Genomic DNA, 20,294 nt, shown 5'->3' with positions numbered 1-20,294 from the left:
TATATTAGAAACTTATGCTAAAAAAAGAGACTGTAAAATTGTAAACAGTCTCTTTTTTTGTGACAATAAAGCTGGAAACATACTATGTATGCAAAGGGGAACTAGCGATGAATCAAGAAGTTTCACAGCTATTAGAACAGATTGATTTACGAAAAGATGAGTTACTGGAGCTTACAAAGACTTTAATTCGTTTTGAAACACCAGCACCGCCGGCGAGAAACACAAATGAGGCGCAAGAATTTGTTGCAGATTTTCTAAGAAAACGAAATTTTAGTGTTGATAAATGGGATGTATATCCGAATGACCCGAACGTTGTTGGGGTGAGAAAAGGGCTAGAAAGTGACACACATAAAAGTCTTATTATTAATGGACATGTGGATGTAGCAGAAGTATCGGTAGATGAAGCGTGGGAAACCAATCCGTTTGAGCCATTTATAAAAGATGGTTGGTTAGTTGGACGTGGTGCGGCGGATATGAAAGGAGGACTGGCTGGAGCACTATTTGCTATTCAACTGTTACAAGAAGCTGGCATTGAATTACCTGGAGATTTAATCTTTCAATCAGTAATTGGGGAAGAAGTTGGAGAAGCAGGTACACTTCAATGCTGCAAAAGAGGTTATGATGCTGATTTTGCAGTCGTAGTGGATACAAGTGATTTACATATGCAAGGACAGGGCGGCGTAATTACTGGATGGATTACTGTGAAAAGCCCCCAGACGTTTCATGATGCAACACGCAGGCAAATGATTCATGCTGGAGGACGTTTATTCGGAGCGAGTGCGATTGAAAAAATGATGAAAATTGTGCAAAGTTTACAAGAATTAGAGCGTCATTGGGCAGTTATGAAAACATATGAAGGTTATCCATCTGGAACAACAACAATTAACCCAGCTGTTATTGAAGGCGGACGGCATGCAGCATTTATTGCGGATGAGTGCCGGTTATGGATAACGGTGCACTTCTATCCGAATGAAACACATGAACAAATAATAAAAGAAATTGAAGAGTATATTGAGAAAGTAGCGGCTGCCGATCCATGGTTAAGTGAAAATCCACCACAATTTAAGTGGGGCGGAGAATCAATGATTGTGGATCGTGGCGAAATTTTCCCTTCTTTAGAAGTAGATAGTGAACATGAAGCAGTAAAAACTCTTAGCTCAGTACACGAATCAATTCTATCTAAAAATGCAATTTTAGATATGTCTGCAACGGTAACGGATGGTGGTTGGTTTAGTGAATTTCATATTCCAGCTGTTATTTACGGACCAGGTACATTAGAAGAAGCTCATTCAATAAATGAGAAAGTTGAAGTAGAACAGTTAATTGAATTTACAAAAGTAATAACAGCATTTATATATGAATGGTGTCACACGAAAAAATAGATTAGTGTGTTGAAACCGTACAGGTATGTATACTTGTACGATTTTTTAGTGAACTATTTCAGAGTTGAACAGAAACAACTGAAATAGTTCTTTATTTTTCTATGTTTTTCGTTTTAGTTCGATTAATTTTTCTTTCGCTAATTCAACAGCAATTGCATCATCTAAATAGCCAATTGGAAAGAGATAGTCGGGAATAATATCTGTCGATAAAATGAAATACAGTAATGCGCCTCCAAGAACTGCACGCTCTTCTTTTGAGATAGTTTCATTGCAAAATTGTTGATACATATCGGTTAATTGTTCAATAAAAGGACCAGCGCTATCAATTTGTTCTAATTTACTCGCGAAACTTTCATGAATACGTTTTTCACCTTCTGTTGTCTGAGCATAGCGTTCATAGTTTTCAAGTTCTTGTTTTACGCGAGTTGTTGTATAGTCAAAATCGAATAAGTTAGAGGATTGCAGCGTTTGCTGAATTGTATCAAGAGATGTGTACATATCCATCTTTTCTTTATTAATGTGAGGAGAATCAGGATACATTTCATCAAATAACAATTGGGGTGGAACTTGCAAACATTCTGCAAATTTTTGTAGATGTTTTTGTTTTGGCGGTTGTTTACCATTCATAATTCTTGAGATTGTTGCGGGATCAATATTTGTATGCATTCCTAATTGACGCATGGATAAGGCACGTTCTTTTAAAAGTTTTTTTATTAATGTACTAAGCCGCTCATTTGGGTTTTCTTTAGGCATAGTGAAGGCACTCCTTTTTTATTGTTGAAAAAATGTTGAGCATTTCTTACATGTATATGAAACAGACAGGCACAGTTGCTCAACATTTTCATAATATACATTGAAAAGTGAGAAAAAGGGGTGGCTGTTTATGAGTACGGCAGGTCTATTTTCAATTTTTTTAATCGGTATTGCTTCTAATTTAGATAATGCAGGTGTTGGGATTGCATATGGCATTCGTAAAATTCGAATTTCGTGGCTTAACAATTTTATCATCGCATTTTTTGGTTTTTTATTTACTTTATTAGCTGGCTTTTTTGGGAACTGGATAGCGTTATTTATTTCAGAGTTTACTGCAAACCTAATTGGAGCAATCGTTTTAGGTATAATCGGTGTGTTTATTTTGTGCCAGCCTTTCTTGGGGCAAAGAAATACTGTAGGTTCTAAAGATGGTAATGTACTTATGGGCATTTTACGTGATCCAGAAAAAGCAGATTTTGATGGTTCTAAAACAATTAGTTTTTCAGAAGCAATTGTTTTAGGGGTTGCGTTGTCTATTAATAATATTGCAGGTGGATTTGACGCTGGGGTAACAAACTTGAATCTGTGGCTTACAGCAACTATTTCTGGGGTGTTTAGTTTTATTTGTATTAGTGGTTTTGCTTATGTAGGAAAACGATTTTTAGCAGAATACTTAGGGAAATGGGCTACTGTTATTGCGGGCGTGCTATTAATTCTTATTGGGATAGATCAGTTATTGTGAGGAGAACAGAAAACAATGTTCGAGTATTTCCTTGGAAATATGGCAAAGGATTGCATATATCGACGTACTTTTCTCCATACTAATACGGATTTCTTTTAAAGAAAGGGTGATCCGTATGGGACGCGGAAAAGCATTTGATCATAAGAAAAAAGGGCATGACCATCAACCGCCTAAAGGTGCGTTTATTCATAAAGATGTAAATGAACATACTTTAGAAGAGGAAGAGCTACCAGTAAATATTGAGGCGTATAAAAATAGTTTAAAAAAACATTAAAAGCACCTACATTGGTGCTTTTTCAACGTATATCTTCAATTAGTTGTTCCGATTCTTCATGCATACTGTACTCACTTAAAACTTGAATACAGAGCCACTTTAATTCTTCGATAGTATGTTCAAGTTCTTCAGGAAGCACATGATGAATGTCTTCAAGTCCCATTCCGAAATGAATAAGTTCAAGTACTTGATCATCGATGTTCCGATCCATTAGTAGTTCAAGTACTTCTAAATTGAATATGTATCGGTGAGCTTCATCGAGTGAAACCACTTTTAACTTCAAGCTTTCTACAATACTCAATATAAAAAGAAGAATCGTTTTTTCAAGAACAGGCTGTTTTTCCATTTGAAATATTAGTTTCATCTTTCACACCTCCACATATAGCGCTAGGTTGTACTATATTATTCAGGAGGGGGGAGCAAATATGCATGATATAGAGAAACTTTTAGTACTGTTTTGTAAGGGGATGGATAGCGGATAAAGTTGAGGTTTTTATGAAATGAAAAAAATCCTGCTAGTATAGCAGGATAACTCTGAATTAAAAAATGCTCCAACCTTCTTGAGCAGAAAGAAGTTCAAGAATTTTAAAACCAGCGATACTATTTCCGTTTGCATCTAAAGCCGGTCCGAAAATGCCAATTCCCATTTCTCCTTTTACGCAGCCGAAAATGCCACCAGCTACGCCGCTTTTTGCGGGGATACCAACGCGGATCGCAAATTCACCAGACTCGTTATACATACCACATGTAACCATAAATGTTTTACAGATTTTTGTAATATGTTTAGGGATAATTTGTTTTTTCTTATATGGATCATATCCATCCATCGCAAAAATTAAGCCGATACGTGCTAAATCGATACAGTTTACTTCAACTGCACATTGTCGAGTGTATAAATCCATAAGTTCTTCGATGTCACAATCGATAATTCCGTTTTGTTTCATATAGTAACAAAGTGAACGGTTTAAGTAAGCTGTCTCTAATTCTGAATTGGCAACTTTAGAAGAATAATTAATGGTAGGATTATCTGTTATTTCACGTACAAAATGAAGGATGCGCTCCATTTTTTTTTCATTATCTTTTCCTGTTAACATGCTTGTAATAGCTAGTGCTCCCGCATTAATCATTGGATTAAGTGGTTTGGATGGACTTGTTGTTTCTAATTTAATAATAGAGTTGAATGGATCACCAGTTGGTTCCATTCCAACTTTAGAAAATACATATTCTTCACCACGATCTAAAAGGGCAAGTGCAAGTGTAATTACTTTTGAAATACTTTGAAGAGTAAATAGTGTTTGTGAGTTGCCAGCATGGATATATTCTGTTTCTTTATGGAAAATGGCAATCCCTAAATCGTCTGGATTTGCATTTCCTAGTTCGGGGATATAAGTAGCAAGCTTTCCTTTTTTCGTATATGGTTTTACTTGTTCTAACAACTGTTGTAAGTTGTTTGTTTCAATGCACTGCATAGTACCAACGCTCCTATTTCGAATTAACTACGTTTACTTTTCCCGATATGCTCGGAAATAAATAATAACATGAAAAGGTGGAATGATAAAACGAAAGTTACATGTTCTATAGTAGGTATTTCGTTTCGAGTATTCTATATTAAAAAAGGAGAATTTTCCTTTTATATAACAGTTTGGAAATAGGAGATTTATCCATAAAAAATTCAAAAATAAAAACTACACATCTATACAACTATATGTTATTATGGTTATGTAAATAGAAAGCGTTTTCTAAGGCGTACTTATAATGATAACGATTTCATAAATTGAATTAGGGGGAATTAAAATGTTGCAGTTTCTACAACGTATTGGTAAAGCGTTAATGCTTCCAATCGCAGTGCTACCAGCAGCAGGATTATTGCTTCGTCTAGGACAACCAGATGTATTTGATATTCCTGTTATGGCACAGGCCGGTGCAGCAGTTTTTGATAATTTAGCACTTATTTTTGCAATTGGTATTGCAATCGGTTTGTCTGTTGATGGTAGTGGTGCAGCAGGTCTTGCAGGTGCAATTGGTTATCTAGTTATGAAAAACAGTATTGATGCACTTAGTAAGGGATATTCTACTGTAGAATTACAAGATAAATTAGGCAAAGTTCAAGATTTAATAGGTAATAGCGCTAATGTAGATCCATCTAAGCTTGCAGATACAATGACACAGGTATCTAAGGCAGCCGAATTATCGACTAAAGTGGATATGAAAGTTTTAGGTGGTATTATTGTCGGTGTTATAGCAGGACTTCTTTATAATAAATTCCATAAGATTAAACTTCCAGAATGGTTAGGGTTCTTTGCTGGAAAACGTTTCGTTCCGATTGTTACATCGGTTGTGATGTTACTATTAGGAATTCTATTCGCACAAATTTGGCCAGCAATTCAAAATGCTATCGATGCATTAGCTCATGGAATTGTTAATTTAGGGGCAGTTGGTTCAGGTCTATTTGGTTTATTAAACCGTCTATTAATTCCAATCGGTTTACACCACGTAATGAACACATACTTCTGGTTCGTACTTGGTGACTTTACAAATGCAGCAGGTAATGTTGTAAATGGTGATATTGCTCGCTTCCTTGCAGGAGATAAAACAGCGGGTATGTTTATGACTGGTTTCTTCCCAGTTATGATGTTCGGTTTACCAGCAGCATGTTTCGCAATGATTGCGGCTGCTAAACCAGAAAAACGTAAAATGGTTACAGGTATGTTAGGTGGTCTAGCATTAACTTCATTCTTAACTGGTATTACAGAACCAATTGAATTCTCATTCATGTTCTTATCACCAGTATTATATGGTATTCATGCTGTATTAACAGGTCTGTCTCTATTTATTACAACAACTCTTGGCATTCACGATGGTTTCACATTTAGTGCCGGTGCAATCGATTACTTCTTAAACTTCGGTATTGCAACAAAACCAGTATTACTCGCGGGAGTCGGTTTAATTTACGCAGTAATTTATTTCGTTGTATTTTACTTCTTAATTAAGAAGTTCGATCTAAAAACTCCTGGTCGCGAAGATGACGACGAGCTAGCTGAAGAGGGTGACGCACCTGTTGCAGGTTCAATTGGTGAAACTTACGTAGCAGCTTTAGGTGGAAAAGAAAACTTAACAGTTATTGATAACTGTGCAACACGTCTACGCTTACAAGTGAAAGATGCTGGTCAAGTAAACGAAGCAGCATTAAAACGTGCTGGTGCAAAAGGTGTTATGAAATTAAGTAACACGAGTGTCCAAGTTATCGTAGGTACAAATGTTGAATCTGTTGCCGATGATATGAAAAAACACGTATAAATAATGAGATAAGAGGATATCCCAAAAGATTGATAACATCAATTTTTTTAGAGGATATCCTCTTTTTTATGTTAACGATTTAACGGGAATCTTACTTTTGTAAATTTTCTTTTTCTTTTTTATACATATAGGTTGGTAATATGTGTAGTGCGTGATAAAGTAGGGATGATATAGAATAGAGTATCCATAATCTGCTAAAATAAATCTTTAGTAGAGGAAGTAAATTATTGGTGAGTAAGGGGAAAAAAGCAATCATGGATCAGGAAAAAAATAATGCGAATGGGAAAGCACGTCGGCCGATTGTATACATAAAAAGAACAATCATTCTCGTCTTACTATTTTCACTTGTATATTTCATGTATACAAAAATTGTTGCGCATAATAAGAAAGAAGAAACTTTAAAAGCAGCGGCAGAAATGAAGAAACAAGAAGAGCTGAAAAAGAAAGAAGAAAAAAAGAAACAAGAAGCACAAAAACAAAAAGAGCAGGAAGAACAAGAAGAACAAGTGAAGCAAGCACAAGCTGTGGAAAAGCCTGCTGAGGGACCACCTCAAGAAATTAATGAAAACGCTCAATTAGATCAATATTTACAAAACGCAGGATTTAGCGGGACAGCTGTTATTGTGAAGAACGGAAAAGTTCTTTTGAATAAAGGATACGGTATGGCGAACAAAGAGAAACAAGTACCGAATAATTCAGAGACAACTTTTTATATTGGTTCTATTTCAAAGGCATTTGTAGCGACTGCTATTATGCAATTAAAGGATCAAAATAAATTAAATGTAGAGGATACGGTTGCAAAGTATATTCCAGATTTCCCTCAAGGTAATGGGATTCAGTTAAAGCATTTACTAACACATACATCAGGAATTCCAGAGTATGAGCAAGGAACAGAGGATATTTCTCATGAAGAACTGATAAAACGAATAGGAAAGCAAAAGCGTGTTGGGAGCCCAGGAGAGAAATGGAAATATTCCGATTCGAACTATTCGATACTCGCCTATATCGCTGAGAAGGTAAGTGGACAACCGTTAGAAGACTATATTAAACAACATATTTTTGCTACTGCGGGTATGAAACATTCTGGTTTCGGTAAAGCGTTAGAGCAAACAAGGTTCCCATCAACAGGTTATAAAATAGTAAATAACAATATGACAACACCTAATATTCCAAGTATGTCACAACTATATGGTTGTGGTGATATATATACAAGTGCACATGATTTATATTTATTTAATGAAGCACTCTTCTCTGGAAAGCTGATTTCAAAAGAGAGCTATGATCAAATGTTTACAGGCGGAAAAAAAGATTACGGATTTGGTTGGTATGTAGACCCGGGCAGTTATTCAAATCACGGTGTAATGCCAGGATGGAATTGCTTAAATGGATTTAGTAAAAACGGAAGTGTGTATGTCGTTTTATTATCTAACATTCAAAACAACATTAAATCGTTTGGTAAAGTGAATAACGACATTTATACGATGTTGCGAAATATTGAAGTGTAAGAGGCTATCCTTTTGGATAGTCTTTTTTTATTGAGGAAGTGTAGGGGGCAATGGGATAATGAAATAAAGTGAAACTTTAATCAGTGGGGGATTCTTCATCCCCCACTGATTATTAGCCCTCACCAATCGGGCTTTTACGGGCAGTCGATCCCCCACCTAACTTCTTTGCTTTTGCTGAATTTTGAAGTGGGGGTTTTACTGCCCGGCGAATAGCGGGATAAATGGAAAAGGGGAAGGAGTATGAGTATAGATAGGCATCACGCACGTAATGCAAAACGCATTTTTTTTGTATCTATTATTGTATGGGTTATTGTCACAATTGTATTAGTGATGGAATATAAAAAAGGGACGCTATTCACTTCGGAGAAAGAAATTTTGAAATTAATAAGTGTTGTAATACCGGCATTTGGATTATTCATATATAGCTTTATGGAAAAACGAAGATCAAAAATACTTAAAAAGGAAATTTATAATATAGAGAATTCCGAATTATTCGAACAACAAAAATTTGTTGTTCGTAAAGAGGTAGGGATATTTCAAGTAATAACGTACTTTGGATTAGATGGCAGTGCATTAGGGTTTTTAAAAGAAGAGTATGATTTTGTTATTCAACGTGTATGGCAAGTTGTACTTTCTTTTCTTTTAAAGGGACTACATAAGCAACAATTTTATTTATATAATCACTCGGGAGAAAGATTGTTGCGTGTTCAAAAGGAGATGGGAGTACGAAACTTCTATACTTTTTCTAATATAGATGGAAAGAAAATTGGAGAGTTGAAACAAGTACTAAGTTTAACAAAGTGGGAATGGACCTTTTTAGGGATGGATGGTGAAGAAATTGGTAAAGTGGCTGGCGATTTTTCAGCAACAATGCAGAAAATAGATTGGCGAGATGGAACGCATATTGATGTAAAAGAAGATGGTATTCCTATAGAAGCTGTTAAGTATTTCTCGGCAAGTGGTGGTTCACTTGTTACAGCTTCTATAAGTGAACAGGCAGAATTACCACGAGCGGTTTATTATAGTGCAGCTGCCATTGTTACAATTAAAAATTAAAATATACATAAAGATAGATGGGATACCATCTATCTTTTTTGTGTGACTAGAAAAGATGGTTTCTTTGAAAAATGTATGCCTTACCTATCACAAAAAAAGCCTGCTCTGTATACATTAAGATGTATGGATGTGTTTTTATACTTTAAAAATAATAGGAGGAGAAGTGTATGTGTTTGTTCGGTAAGTATTGGAAAAAGCTATCGAGATTGTTTAATAGACAATTAGATTATTTTTTAGATAATAAGTTATTGCCTGCTGTGGAGAGACTTTTATTTTCACAAAACTTCGCGAGATTTATTCAAAGAAACTCTAAGCAAGCTACGGAAGAAGTTATTGAATCAAGTAGATTTCAATCTATTATTTGTAACATTTTAAAAGAATGTAATACATCACCTTTTAAAGAAATTGCAGAGCAGTATTTGGGTAAAAACGTAGAGATTACTGTGACAATTGGACAGTTAACGGGTGTGATTGTAGCAGTTGGTGATGATTTCTTAACACTGCAAGAAGGAATAGGAACAGAAGTTTTATTACCATTTACAAGTATTATATCAATTAAAGAAGCGTAAGAAAGGAGAGTTATATATGTTATTTACTGATGAATTACGTAACCATGTTGGTGAACTAGTGCAAGTTGTGACAGCTGTAGAAATCATTGCAGGCGTTCTTTTATCTGTGACGGATGGGGCAGTAATTGTTCGTACTTCTCCTTCTTATGGACCACCAGAAGATGTAGTTGTACGTATTCCGATTATTGCTTATGTTCGCTTGGAAGGGTAAGCGTGATACAAGTATGAGAGTGTCAGTTGTTATTCCAGTGCATAATGAAGCAAGTACTTTATCAAAAGTTTTAGTAGAAGTAAGGAAGTTGGAACCATATGAAATTATCATAGTAGATAATGGATCGACAGATGGTACGAAAGAAATAGCGTTACAGCATAATTGCCGTGTGATTTATTATAGATATTCTCTTGGTAATGATGTGGGACGGGCAATTGGTGCTAGAGAAGCAAAAGGTGAAATTGTTTTATTTTTAGATGGCGATATCGTCATGAAAAGTGAAGAATTATACAATTTTATTAAAGGAATACAGCAAGGACATGAGATTGTTTTAAATAATTTAACATGGTCCGTTTATTTGAAGATGAGACCGCATTATACGACGGTTGGAAAATATATGTTAAACCGTTATTTGAACAAAAAAGAGTTTGTTGTAGGATCTTTAATTGCGATACCACATGCGATAAGTCGTGAAGTAATTGAAAAACTAGGGTGGTGGAATTTAGCGGATCCAGCACTATTTCAAGCGATGGCGATGTCTAGAGGAGTAGATATTTCTGATATGGCTTCAGTTGATGTCATTTACACAAATAAAGTTCGTCCTGTCCATACGGGCACATCACCTGGCTCTCCTTATCCGAAAGCGACTAGTCGTATTATGGGTGATCATTTGCGAGCTTTACAATACGTAATCGAAACATACGGTAATCGCGGTGGTTTTTCAGAGGGCAATAAAGATAGGGAGTTTGTAGAAAAGTATAAACCAGTTTTATTACAAAGAAAAAAAGCGAAATATAGTGCCATTATCCCGGTATCAGAAGAGAAAACAACTATAAGGTCTGTTATACAAGAAGTGAAAAAAGCAGATGTAGATGAAATTATAGTTGTTGCGAATGGAGCTGCTGTAAAGACCATTAAACAAGTAAAGCTAGAGAATGTTATTGTTGTTGAGTTGGAGGAAGCGCTTGGGCATAATGTAGCACGGGCGATAGGGGCCATGTATGCTACGGCAGATATTTGCTTATTTGTTGATAGTGATTTTGTTATTCCAGCAACAAATTTAATTCTATTTTTGCGTGCTATTGAAGATGGAAGTGATGTGGCATTAAATGATTTACAGTGTTTATTAGATATGTTTCATCCAGCAGATCCAATTAGCATGGGAAAATATTTTGTGAATTTGATAGCGAAGCGACCAGATTTATGGAATAACTCATTAACAGCAGTACCACACGCTATGCATAAAAAAGTAATAGAGAAAATTGGTTATGATTCTCTTGTGATCCCTCCATTAGCTCAGATGAAAGCTATTTTAGAAGGATTCTCTGTTACAGCAGTAGAGTTAGTAGATGTTATAAAAACAAATCGAGTACGTCCAGAGCAACACGAATTTGTAAATGGGCGTATTTCAGCATTTGATCGTATTTTCGGTGATCAAATTGAGGCGATTGCGTATTTATTACAATGTACGGACGAACGCGGTGGTTTTACGGATGGAGATAGAGATAGAGATATAATTCAACAATTGAGAAGGGAAGAAGAGAATACAAATGAATAGTAGTAAAGTAGCTATTATTGGGTTAGGGTATGTTGGCCTTCCTTTAGCAGTCCATTTTGCGGAAAGAGGGCATACAGTACTTGGGTTAGATAAAGATATTAGAAAAATAGAATCAATTATAAAAGGGGAAAGTTATATTCCGGATGTTTCTTCTAAAGAGTTACAAAGTTTATTGACGAAAAAAAAATTAATAGTAAATACACCGGATCAAGGCATTGCTGATTTTCAAAATAGTGATTATGTTATTGTCACTGTCCCGACTCCAATTAATGAACAAAGAGAACCAGACTTAAGTGCCCTCATTTCAGCCTCACATTATATACAACAAAATCTTCAAAAAGGACAAACCTTCATTTTTGAAAGCTCCACATATCCAGGTACACTCGAGGAAGTTATTATTCCGATTGTTTCTCAAGGCGGCCAAAAGGTAGGAGAAGATTTCTATATCGGATATTCTCCTGAGAGAATTGATCCAGCAAATAGTCAATATTCAGTTCAAGCTATTCCAAAGGTTATTAGTGGACAAACAGAGCAGTGCAAACAAAAAGTACAGGATTTATATAGCACGATCTTCGATGTAATCGTTCCTGTTAGCTCTCCGAAAGTAGCGGAAATGTGTAAGTTATTTGAAAATATTCAGCGCCTAGTCAATATTTCCTTAGTAAATGAGTTAAACACACTATGTGAAAGTTTAGGAATTGATTTTTATGAGGCGCTTGAAGCCGCATCTACAAAACCGTTTGGATTTACCCCATATTGGCCAGGACCAGGAATAGGAGGACATTGTATTCCAGTAGATCCTTTATATTTCCAATGGAGAATAAAAAGGAATGGGGAAATTAGTCAATTAATTGAAGCTGCACATGTAATTAATGAAGAAATGCCAGAGAGAATAGTCCGGAAAGTAAAAGGCATGGTGCAATCACCTGCATCAGTTTTAATTGTAGGGATTGCGTATAAGAAAGATGTAAATGATTTGAGAGAATCACCGGCTTTACCAATTATTGAATTGTTAATAAAAGAAGGATATGAAATCGAATATCACGACCCATATATTTCTTCTGCAAAATTTGGAGATAAGGTGTACCAATCTGTTTCTTTGGATGAACAAGTCATGAAACAAGCGGGTTGTATTTTAATTTTAACTGATCACTCTAATATCGATTGGAAGTTTTTTAAAGGAATGAAGCGAGTAATAGATACACGTGGAATTATAAAGAAGGTGAGTGTATGAGTAAGAAATGTTTAATTACAGGTGGAGCAGGATTTATTGGATCACATTTAGCTGAAGAGCTGGTGAAAAGAGGTTATGTGGTCACGATCGTTGATAACTTCTATAAAGGAAAAAATAAATATCATGATGAGTTAATGAAAGAAATTCGGGTTATTCCAATAAGTGTTTTAGATAAAAATTCTATTTATGAATTAGTAAATCAACATGATGTAGTGTTTCATTTAGCAGCAATTTTAGGTGTGAAAACGACAATGGAAAAGAGTATAGAACTTATTGAAACGAATTTTGATGGAACGAGAAACATTTTACAAGCAGCGCTAAAAGAAAAGAAAAAAGTAGTCTTTGCTTCTACTTCAGAAGTATATGGTAAGGCAAAACCACCCTTCTCTGAAGAGGGGGATCGATTATACGGGGCCACTTCAAAAATACGTTGGAGTTATGCAATTTGTAAGACGTTAGAAGAAACATTATGTTTAGGGTACGCATTAGAAGGTTTACCTGTCACGATTGTTCGTTATTTTAATATTTATGGTCCAAGAGCGAAAGATGGTCCGTATGCAGGGGTAATCCCACGGTTTATTAGTGCAGCTTTACAAGGAGAAGACATTCTCGTATATGGAGATGGAGAGCAGACACGTTGCTTTACGTATGTAAGTGATGCGGTAGAAGCAACGATTCGAGCAATGGATGAGAAGGTAAATGGTGAAATTATTAACATAGGTTCTGACAATGAAAAGAGTATAAAAGAAGTGGCAGAAGTAATTAAAAAGCTAACGAAATCCTCTTCAAAGATTGTTCAAGTTCCTTTTGAAGAGGTGTACCCACATGGCTTTGAAGAAATTCCAAATAGAAGACCAGATGTTGCGAAATTAAGAGAACTTGTTCAGTTTCAAGCAGAAGTAACATGGGAAGAAGGATTGAAAGAAACTATTAAGTGGTTCCGTGAAGAAAATAATGGCTAAGTCACTATCGGTCATTATACCTGTATGTAATGAAGCTGAAACGATTTCAGATGTTATCCAATCGGCAAAAGGATTAAATCCAATAGAGATTATTGTAGTAGCAAACGGTTGTAACGATGGTACAGAAGAGGTTGCTGATCGTTTAGGGTGTAAAGTAATCAAGCATACAGAGCTACTAGGGAACGATGTTGGCCGCGCGATTGGCGCAAAACACGCGATAGGTGATGTATTACTATTTATAGATGGAGATTTTGCTATTCAAACTTCAAAATTACAATTATTCCTTAATCCGATTTTACATGATCAGGCCGACATCGTTTTAAATAATTTGGACGCATTATTTTTAAAGAAACAAAAACCGCACGCCGTGACAGTATGGCGCCAAATATTAAATGCAATGTTAGAGCGCGAAGAATTAAAAATTGATTCCTTATTAGATGCACCTCATGCGCTGACGAAAGAAGTCGTTCAAAGCATCGGGTATGAATGTTTTATTAATCCTATTGTCGCTCATTTACGCCTAGTTCAAAGCGAATGGAGAATTAGTCGGCATTGTGCAATTGACGTTATTACGCCAAATAAATTTCGACCGACCGAGCATGCTGCGTATGGCACGGGTCTATCTCAATCTGAAAAACGGATGATAGGTGATCATATAGAAGCTGTAGCGGAGCGGATAGTAGAGAGTGATGGGCGCGGAGGGTATTGTGATGGAAATAGGAAAAGAGATAGTGTCTATCATACTTTAGATTTCGAAGATTTTTATCAAGGATGGGGCGTTACATCTAAATTGTATAAAGGAAAGCAATTATCGGTCGTCATTCCTGTACAAAATGAAGAGAAGACGATTGGAAACGTTATAGAAGAGCTCCGCAAAATTGAACCTTTTGAAATTATCGTTGTTGTAAATGGTTCGTCTGATCAAACGGCAACGATTGCAAAAGAAAAGGGAGCAACAACAATTGTATATAAACAAGCACTTGGAAACGATGTAGGGCGTTCACTTGGAACTTACTTTGCAAAAGGGGATATTGTACTGTTTATAGACGGTGATTTTGTTATTCCGGCTAGGGAGTTATATCCTTTCGCAAAAGCTATTGCAGATGGAATGGATGTCGCATTGAATGATTTAAATCATTATTTAGATTTCAGAGTACCGCTTCATCTTGTAACTGCATTTAAATATGCATTAAATTTAGCTTGTGATAGAAAGGATCTAGGAGCAGGCTCTCTTATCGCTGTACCGAATGCGTTTAGCCGTAAGTGCTTGAAAGAAATCGGTTATAGATCTTTACTGTCACCTTGTGTAGCGCAAGTGAAAGCGATTCTGTCGGGATTCGAGATTGCATGTGTAAGTCGTGTAGAGGTCGATAAGATGAACCGTATTCGTCCCAGTGAACATTTTGCAAAAATAGGTCATCCTCCAGCTGTTTTGCGAATTATAGGTGATCATATAGAAGGATTAGAGCAATTAATTGTATTAGAAGGCAATCGTGGTGGATTCTATGATGGGAATAGAAAAAGAGATGTTTTAGAGTAGTAACAAAAAAGTGTACAACATATGTACACTTTTTTGTTCTGTTATAAAAACTATAACAGATTAGGAGATAAGAGTATTACAGCTCTACAATAGGTATTGTTCTTATATTACAAAATAGGACTCGTATATAAGGATACCAAAAAAATACAATTAAGGGAAGGGCTAATTATAAAGACTTTTAAGTGAAGTTAACACTATGGATATAGTAGTTTGCTCAACATTTCACAAACATGTCACAACTATTTCGTTCACTTTCGCCAAAAAGTAGTATTCTAAGTGTGTAAGCTGTTATATAAAAAATCTTAGTCCTGTACTAATCAAAAATGGAGGAGATTAGGATGACTCAAGTATTAGAAAATGTTAAAAACGCATGGGAAAACTTTAAAGGTGAAAAATGGAAAGCAGAGATTGATGTTCGCGATTTCATTTTAAATAATGTAAACGTTTTCGAAGGGGATGAATCTTTCTTAGCGGGAGCAACTGAATCAACGAAACAACTTTGGGATCAAGTAATGGATTTAACAACGAAAGAACGTGAAAACGGTGGCGTTCTTGATATGGATACAAAAATTGTTTCTTCTATTACATCACATGAACCAGGATATTTAAATAAAGATATTGAAAAAGTAGTCGGTTTCCAAACTGAAAAACCATTTAAACGTTCTTTACAACCATATGGTGGTATTCGTATGGCAGAACAAGCTTGTGAATCTTATGGATACGAAATGGATAAAGAACTTAGTCGTATTTTTAGAGATTGGAGAAAAACTCATAACCAAGGTGTATTCGACGCTTATACACCAGAAATGAGAGATGCACGTAAATCAGGTGTAATTACTGGTCTTCCGGATGCATACGGACGTGGACGTATTATCGGTGACTACCGACGCGTAGCATTATATGGTATTGATCATTTAATTGAAGCGAAAAAGGCTGATTTAAATTTAACTGGCGGTGTAATGAGCGAAGATACAATGCGTTTACGCGAAGAGTTATCTGAGCAAATGCGTGCACTTCAAGAGTTAAAACAAATGGCCGCTTCTCATGGCTTTGATATTTCTAAGCCAGCAACAAACACGCAAGAAGCATTCCAATGGTTATACTTCGCATATCTTGCAGCAATTAAAGAGCAAAACGGAGCTGCGATGAGTCTTGGACGTACTTCTACATTCTTAGATATTTATATTGAAAGAGATTTAGCAAATGGTACTTTAACAGAAGAAGAAGTACAAGAAATTGTGGATCACTTCATTATGAAATTACGTCTTGTGAAATTTGCAAGAACACCTGATTATAATGAATTATTCTCTGGTGACCCAACTTGGGTAACTGAGTCTATCGGTGGTATGGCATTAGATGGTCGTCCATTAGTAACAAAGAACTCATTCCGCTTCTTGCATACACTAGATAATTTAGGACCAGCTCCAGAACCAAACTTAACAGTTCTTTGGTCTAAACAATTACCGCAGAACTTTAAAAACTACTGTGCGAAAATGTCTATTAAAACATCAGCAATTCAATATGAAAATGATGACATTATGCGTGCTGACTACGGCGATGACTACGGAATTGCTTGTTGTGTATCTGCAATGAGAATTGGTAAACAAATGCAGTTCTTCGGCGCACGTGCAAACTTAGCAAAAGCATTACTATATGCGATTAACGGTGGTAAAGATGAAAAATCTAAAGCACAAGTTGGTCCTGAGTACGCACCGATTACTTCTGAAGTATTAGATTATGAAGAAGTTATGCGTAAGTTTGATATGACAATGGAATGGTTAGCAGGTCTATATTTAAACACATTAAATGTTATTCATTACATGCATGATAAATATAGCTACGAACGTATTGAAATGGCACTTCATGATACAAATGTTCTTCGTACAATGGCAACAGGTATCGCGGGTCTATCTGTAGTAGCAGACTCTTTAAGTGCAATTAAACACGCAAAAGTAAAACCAATTCGTGATGAAAACGGTATTGCAGTTGACTTTGAAATCGAAGGAGATTTCCCTAAATACGGTAACAATGATGACCGTGTAGATGAAATCGCTGTAAATCTTGTAAAAACATTTATGAATAAACTTCGTAAACATAAAACATACAGAAATTCTGTTCATACAATGTCGATCTTAACAATCACATCTAACGTTGTATACGGTAAGAAAACTGGTAACACTCCAGATGGTCGCCGTACTGGAGAACCATTTGCACCAGGTGCGAACCCAATGCATGGTCGTGATACAAAAGGTGCATTAGCTTCATTATTATCTGTAGCTAAATTACCATATGAAGATGCACAAGATGGTATTTCTAATACATTCTCTATTATTCCAAAAGCACTTGGTAAAGAAGATGATGTACAAGTACGTAACTTAGTATCAATGCTTGATGGTTATGCAGTAAAAGAAGGCCATCACTTAAATATTAACGTATTTAATCGTGAAACATTAATGGATGCGATGGAACATCCTGAGAAATATCCACAATTAACAATTCGCGTATCTGGTTACGCTGTAAACTTTATTAAATTAACTCGTGAACAACAAATCGATGTAATTAATCGTACAATGCATGAAAGTATGTAAGTGAAAAAGTGTCCCTCTGCTTTTTATAAATAGCAGAGGGGGGCTGCTTCAATAAAGGAGGAAGTAACATGATAAAAGGAAGAATTCATTCTGTAGAGTCTTGTGGTACTGTTGATGGCCCAGGAATTCGTTATGTCATATTTACACAAGGGTGTTTATTACGTTGTCAATACTGTCATAATGCTGATACGTGGGAGATCGGTAAAGGAAAAGAAATAACAGTTGAAGAAGTAATGCAGGATGTGACATGTTACCTTCCTTTTATTGAAGCTTCTGGAGGCGGTATAACAGTTAGTGGTGGTGAACCATTATTACAGCTAGATTTCTTAATTGAATTATTTAAGAAATGTAAGGAAGTTGGAATTCATACAACAATTGATTCTTCGGGTGGTTGTTATTCTGAAGAACCAGAATTCCAAAATAAGCTAGATATTTTAATGGATTACACAGATTTAGTTTTATTGGATTTGAAACATATTGATTCAAAGAAACACCGTAAATTAACAGGGAAACCAAATGAACATATTTTACAATTTGCTCGTTATTTATCGGATAAAAATAAACCAATTTGGGTAAGACACGTATTAGTTCCTGGTGTTACGGATAATGAAGAGGATCTACAAAAATTATCTAGCTTTATTCAAAGCCTGTCTAATGTTCAGAAGGTGGAAGTGCTACCATATCATAAGCTTGGTGTATATAAATGGGAGGCACTTGGGCATAAGTATCCACTCGCGAATGTAGAACCACCTACTGAAAAAAATGTAGAGCAAGCAAGACATATTTTACAAGCAGTCTAATCCAAATATTGGATTAGGCTTTTTGCTTTCTTTACAATAAAACCTAGAGTATGTATATAGAAAAGAGTATACTAAAAATAGAATATCCATATTTTTGTAAGGAATAAGTGGAGAAATTTACATAATTGTAAAGGGAAATCAAAATAGTAAAAAGAATTAAGAAGTAAAAGAGTGAGTATCATGGAATAGAGAACATTTGTAAGTTATTGCGAAAGCTCTTATAGGAAAGTATAATGTAAAGATATGAGCACAGATAGGATTAAGGGGTCAATCTTATATGCTTTGCATATCCACGACAGGTACATAGCTGAAAGAGAAGTATTAGAATCTGTTTATGTAATTTTTAAGGAAAATGTTTTTCCTATTGTCGTATATGCAATATGGAGAAACAATAAGCTAGGAGTGGATTTGTTTGATAAAAAACCCCAAGGTTTTAATATTAACTGCACATTACGGTAATGGTCATGTGCAAGTAGCGAAAACATTAGAACAAACATTTCGCCAAAAAGGAATTAAAGATGTAATTGTATGCGATTTGTTCGGAGAATCACATCCAGTTATAACCGATATTACAAAATATTTATATTTAAAAAGTTATACAATAGGAAAAGAATTATACCGCTTGTTTTATTATGGCGTAGAAAAAATTTATGATAAAAAAATAGCATCTTGGTATGCGAATTTTGGAAGAAAACGTTTGAAATTACTTTTACAAGCAGAGAAACCGGATATTGTTATTAATACTTTTCCGATCATAGCTGTACCAGAGTTAAAAAAGCAAACAGGTATTTCAATTCCTGTTTATAACGTATTAACGGATTTTTGTGTGCACAAAATATGGATTCATCGGGAAGTAGATCGTTATTTTGTAGCAACGGATCACGTGAAAAAAATTATGGTTGATATTGGTGTGCCCTCGGAGCAAATTGTTGAAACTGGAATTCCGATTCGTAGTAGTTTTGAGCTCAAGATCAATCCAGACATTATATATAATAAATATCAGTTATGTAAGAATAAAAAGATTTTACTAATTGTAGCAGGTGCTCATGGGGTATTAGGAAGTGTAAAAGAACTATGCCAATCATTTATGTCATTACCTGATTTACAAGTAGTTGTCGTTTGTGGAAAGAATGAAGCGTTAAAACAGGATTTATTAGGAGTACAGGAAAAAAATCCTGATGCATTAAAAGTATTTGGTTATGTTGAAAATATTGATGAATTATTCCGTGTTACTTCTTGTATGATTACGAAGCCAGGCGGTATTACGTTAAGTGAAGCGGCAGCATTGCAAGTACCTGTCATTTTATATAAGCCTGTTCCAGGGCAAGAAAATGAAAATGCGATGTACTTTGAAAGAAAAGGAGCTGCAGTTGTCATTCGTGATGATAGTGAGGTTTTTGCAAAGACAGAGGCGTTATTACAAGATGATATGAAGCTTCTTCAAATGAAAGAAGCGATGAAAAGCATTTATCGTCCGGAGCCAGCTGGTCATATTGTGGATACAATTTTGACAGAAAATCATGTAGAACCGAATCATATACCTATTAAATCACCTGCTCTTGCACAATTATTTACTTAATATGAAACCCTCTTTTATATGTTTAAAGAGGGTTCTTTATTGTTTTATAAGATAAAGTAGTAACTTATCCACATGAAGATTACGCTTTCATTAAACAGTAAAGTCGGAATATTAACAACTATATCCACATTGTCCACAATTTTTAGAAAACTATCCACAATTCTAACATTTACTATGCGTTACAACATATAAACTTGTGAAGGATTTGTTGAATTTATTCACAATTCTATAAATTGTGTGGATA

At 35.4% G+C, this 20,294-nt stretch carries 19 protein-coding genes; 16 read left to right on the top strand and 3 right to left on the bottom strand.

Features of this window, described 5'->3' with window-relative positions:
• Nucleotides 1-59 precede the first annotated feature (59 nt).
• Nucleotides 60-1,382 carry an acetylornithine deacetylase gene (locus QCI46_RS25005; protein ID WP_327960599.1) on the top strand — a complete coding sequence of 441 codons (1,323 nt, stop codon included), beginning with the start codon at nucleotides 60-62 and terminating at the stop codon, nucleotides 1,380-1,382.
• A 99-nt stretch (nucleotides 1,383-1,481) separates the two neighbouring features.
• On the opposite strand, the gene QCI46_RS25000 is transcribed toward QCI46_RS25005, so the two are convergent.
• Nucleotides 1,482-2,135, bottom strand: a complete 654-nt coding sequence (locus tag QCI46_RS25000; RefSeq protein ID WP_098765561.1) for a DUF1232 domain-containing protein — start codon at nucleotides 2,133-2,135, stop codon at nucleotides 1,482-1,484.
• 130 nt (nucleotides 2,136-2,265) lie between these two features.
• On the opposite strand from QCI46_RS25000, the gene QCI46_RS24995 reads away from it, so the two are divergent.
• On the top strand, nucleotides 2,266-2,877 hold the full coding sequence (locus tag QCI46_RS24995; protein ID WP_000100745.1) for a manganese efflux pump: 612 nt from the start codon (nucleotides 2,266-2,268) through the stop codon (nucleotides 2,875-2,877).
• Nucleotides 2,878-2,992: 115 nt separating this feature from the next.
• A complete protein-coding gene (locus tag QCI46_RS24990) occupies nucleotides 2,993-3,151 on the top strand; it encodes a hypothetical protein (RefSeq protein ID WP_000532409.1) in 159 nt (52 codons plus the stop codon).
• Between the two features lie 22 nt (nucleotides 3,152-3,173).
• Here the strand turns inward: QCI46_RS24990 and QCI46_RS24985 are convergent, their stop codons facing one another.
• Together QCI46_RS24985 and glsA are read right to left on the bottom strand one after the other, a co-directional pair.
• Entirely contained in the window at nucleotides 3,174-3,515 is a 342-nt protein-coding gene (locus QCI46_RS24985) for a DUF3969 family protein (RefSeq protein ID WP_000766602.1), read from the bottom strand.
• Nucleotides 3,516-3,690: 175 nt separating this feature from the next.
• Entirely contained in the window at nucleotides 3,691-4,620 is a 930-nt protein-coding gene (glsA, locus tag QCI46_RS24980) for a glutaminase A (protein ID WP_001149862.1), read from the bottom strand.
• A gap of 69 nt (nucleotides 4,621-4,689) precedes the next feature.
• Here glsA and QCI46_RS24975 point away from each other — a divergent pair, with 69 nt between their 5' ends.
• From QCI46_RS24975 to QCI46_RS24915, 13 genes are all read left to right on the top strand, one after another.
• Nucleotides 4,690-4,803 carry a transcriptional regulator gene (locus QCI46_RS24975; RefSeq protein ID WP_074651593.1) on the top strand — a complete coding sequence of 38 codons (114 nt, stop codon included), beginning with the start codon at nucleotides 4,690-4,692 and terminating at the stop codon, nucleotides 4,801-4,803.
• 142 nt (nucleotides 4,804-4,945) lie between these two features.
• Entirely contained in the window at nucleotides 4,946-6,448 is a 1,503-nt protein-coding gene (nagE, locus tag QCI46_RS24970) for an N-acetylglucosamine-specific PTS transporter subunit IIBC (protein WP_048567302.1), read from the top strand.
• Between the two features lie 254 nt (nucleotides 6,449-6,702).
• Nucleotides 6,703-7,953, top strand: a complete 1,251-nt coding sequence (locus QCI46_RS24965) for a serine hydrolase domain-containing protein (RefSeq protein ID WP_353841668.1) — start codon at nucleotides 6,703-6,705, stop codon at nucleotides 7,951-7,953.
• A 240-nt stretch (nucleotides 7,954-8,193) separates the two neighbouring features.
• Nucleotides 8,194-9,009 carry a sugar ABC transporter ATP-binding protein gene (locus tag QCI46_RS24960; RefSeq protein WP_353841667.1) on the top strand — a complete coding sequence of 272 codons (816 nt, stop codon included), beginning with the start codon at nucleotides 8,194-8,196 and terminating at the stop codon, nucleotides 9,007-9,009.
• A 167-nt stretch (nucleotides 9,010-9,176) separates the two neighbouring features.
• Entirely contained in the window at nucleotides 9,177-9,578 is a 402-nt protein-coding gene (locus tag QCI46_RS24955) for an LSm family protein (protein WP_353841666.1), read from the top strand.
• Nucleotides 9,579-9,594: 16 nt separating this feature from the next.
• Entirely contained in the window at nucleotides 9,595-9,789 is a 195-nt protein-coding gene (locus QCI46_RS24950; protein WP_000899469.1) for an LSm family protein, read from the top strand.
• Nucleotides 9,790-9,802: 13 nt separating this feature from the next.
• Nucleotides 9,803-11,347, top strand: a complete 1,545-nt coding sequence (locus QCI46_RS24945; RefSeq protein WP_353841665.1) for a glycosyltransferase family 2 protein — start codon at nucleotides 9,803-9,805, stop codon at nucleotides 11,345-11,347.
• The gene (locus QCI46_RS24940) at nucleotides 11,340-12,581 is read left to right on the top strand and encodes a nucleotide sugar dehydrogenase (protein ID WP_353841664.1); all 1,242 of its coding nucleotides are present in this window, start codon (nucleotides 11,340-11,342) and stop codon (nucleotides 12,579-12,581) included. The genes QCI46_RS24945 and QCI46_RS24940 overlap by 8 nt, the downstream gene beginning before the upstream one ends.
• Nucleotides 12,578-13,543 carry an NAD-dependent epimerase/dehydratase family protein gene (locus tag QCI46_RS24935; RefSeq protein ID WP_327960591.1) on the top strand — a complete coding sequence of 322 codons (966 nt, stop codon included), beginning with the start codon at nucleotides 12,578-12,580 and terminating at the stop codon, nucleotides 13,541-13,543. Before QCI46_RS24940 ends, QCI46_RS24935 begins: the two co-directional genes overlap by 4 nt.
• Entirely contained in the window at nucleotides 13,536-15,083 is a 1,548-nt protein-coding gene (locus QCI46_RS24930; protein WP_353841930.1) for a glycosyltransferase family 2 protein, read from the top strand. Before QCI46_RS24935 ends, QCI46_RS24930 begins: the two co-directional genes overlap by 8 nt.
• 338 nt (nucleotides 15,084-15,421) lie before the next feature.
• Nucleotides 15,422-17,671, top strand: coding sequence for a formate C-acetyltransferase (gene pflB / locus QCI46_RS24925; protein ID WP_353841663.1), 2,250 nt, complete (start codon nucleotides 15,422-15,424; stop codon nucleotides 17,669-17,671).
• Nucleotides 17,672-17,739: 68 nt separating this feature from the next.
• Nucleotides 17,740-18,471, top strand: coding sequence for a pyruvate formate-lyase-activating protein (pflA, locus tag QCI46_RS24920; protein ID WP_000589742.1), 732 nt, complete (start codon nucleotides 17,740-17,742; stop codon nucleotides 18,469-18,471).
• A gap of 412 nt (nucleotides 18,472-18,883) precedes the next feature.
• Nucleotides 18,884-20,050 (top strand): diglucosyl diacylglycerol synthase, encoded by a 1,167-nt coding sequence (locus QCI46_RS24915; RefSeq protein WP_000594705.1) that lies wholly within the window; start codon nucleotides 18,884-18,886, stop codon nucleotides 20,048-20,050.
• Nucleotides 20,051-20,294 lie beyond the last annotated feature (244 nt).

The sequence above is a fragment of the Bacillus cereus group sp. RP32 genome, from assembly GCF_040459735.1.
Taxonomy (GTDB): domain Bacteria; phylum Bacillota; class Bacilli; order Bacillales; family Bacillaceae_G; genus Bacillus_A; species Bacillus_A wiedmannii.
This window is presented reverse-complemented; position numbering and strand designations above follow the sequence as displayed.

What these genes read in the sequence shown, in the direction of transcription:
- QCI46_RS25000 (WP_098765561.1), bottom strand. Translation starts at nt 2,135, where the DNA reads ATGCCTAAAGAAAACCCAAATGAGCGGCTTAGTACATTAATAAAAAAA.
- QCI46_RS24995 (WP_000100745.1), top strand. Translation starts at nt 2,266, where the DNA reads ATGAGTACGGCAGGTCTATTTTCAATTTTTTTAATCGGTATTGCTTCT.
- QCI46_RS24990 (WP_000532409.1), top strand. Translation starts at nt 2,993, where the DNA reads ATGGGACGCGGAAAAGCATTTGATCATAAGAAAAAAGGGCATGACCAT.
- QCI46_RS24985 (WP_000766602.1), bottom strand. Translation starts at nt 3,515, where the DNA reads ATGAAACTAATATTTCAAATGGAAAAACAGCCTGTTCTTGAAAAAACG.
- glsA (WP_001149862.1), bottom strand. Translation starts at nt 4,620, where the DNA reads ATGCAGTGCATTGAAACAAACAACTTACAACAGTTGTTAGAACAAGTA.
- QCI46_RS24975 (WP_074651593.1), top strand. Translation starts at nt 4,690, where the DNA reads ATGAAAAGGTGGAATGATAAAACGAAAGTTACATGTTCTATAGTAGGT.
- nagE (WP_048567302.1), top strand. Translation starts at nt 4,946, where the DNA reads ATGTTGCAGTTTCTACAACGTATTGGTAAAGCGTTAATGCTTCCAATC.
- QCI46_RS24965 (WP_353841668.1), top strand. Translation starts at nt 6,703, where the DNA reads ATGGATCAGGAAAAAAATAATGCGAATGGGAAAGCACGTCGGCCGATT.
- QCI46_RS24960 (WP_353841667.1), top strand. Translation starts at nt 8,194, where the DNA reads ATGAGTATAGATAGGCATCACGCACGTAATGCAAAACGCATTTTTTTT.
- QCI46_RS24955 (WP_353841666.1), top strand. Translation starts at nt 9,177, where the DNA reads ATGTGTTTGTTCGGTAAGTATTGGAAAAAGCTATCGAGATTGTTTAAT.
- QCI46_RS24950 (WP_000899469.1), top strand. Translation starts at nt 9,595, where the DNA reads ATGTTATTTACTGATGAATTACGTAACCATGTTGGTGAACTAGTGCAA.
- QCI46_RS24945 (WP_353841665.1), top strand. Translation starts at nt 9,803, where the DNA reads ATGAGAGTGTCAGTTGTTATTCCAGTGCATAATGAAGCAAGTACTTTA.
- QCI46_RS24940 (WP_353841664.1), top strand. Translation starts at nt 11,340, where the DNA reads ATGAATAGTAGTAAAGTAGCTATTATTGGGTTAGGGTATGTTGGCCTT.
- QCI46_RS24935 (WP_327960591.1), top strand. Translation starts at nt 12,578, where the DNA reads ATGAGTAAGAAATGTTTAATTACAGGTGGAGCAGGATTTATTGGATCA.
- QCI46_RS24930 (WP_353841930.1), top strand. Translation starts at nt 13,536, where the DNA reads ATGGCTAAGTCACTATCGGTCATTATACCTGTATGTAATGAAGCTGAA.
- pflB (WP_353841663.1), top strand. Translation starts at nt 15,422, where the DNA reads ATGACTCAAGTATTAGAAAATGTTAAAAACGCATGGGAAAACTTTAAA.
- pflA (WP_000589742.1), top strand. Translation starts at nt 17,740, where the DNA reads ATGATAAAAGGAAGAATTCATTCTGTAGAGTCTTGTGGTACTGTTGAT.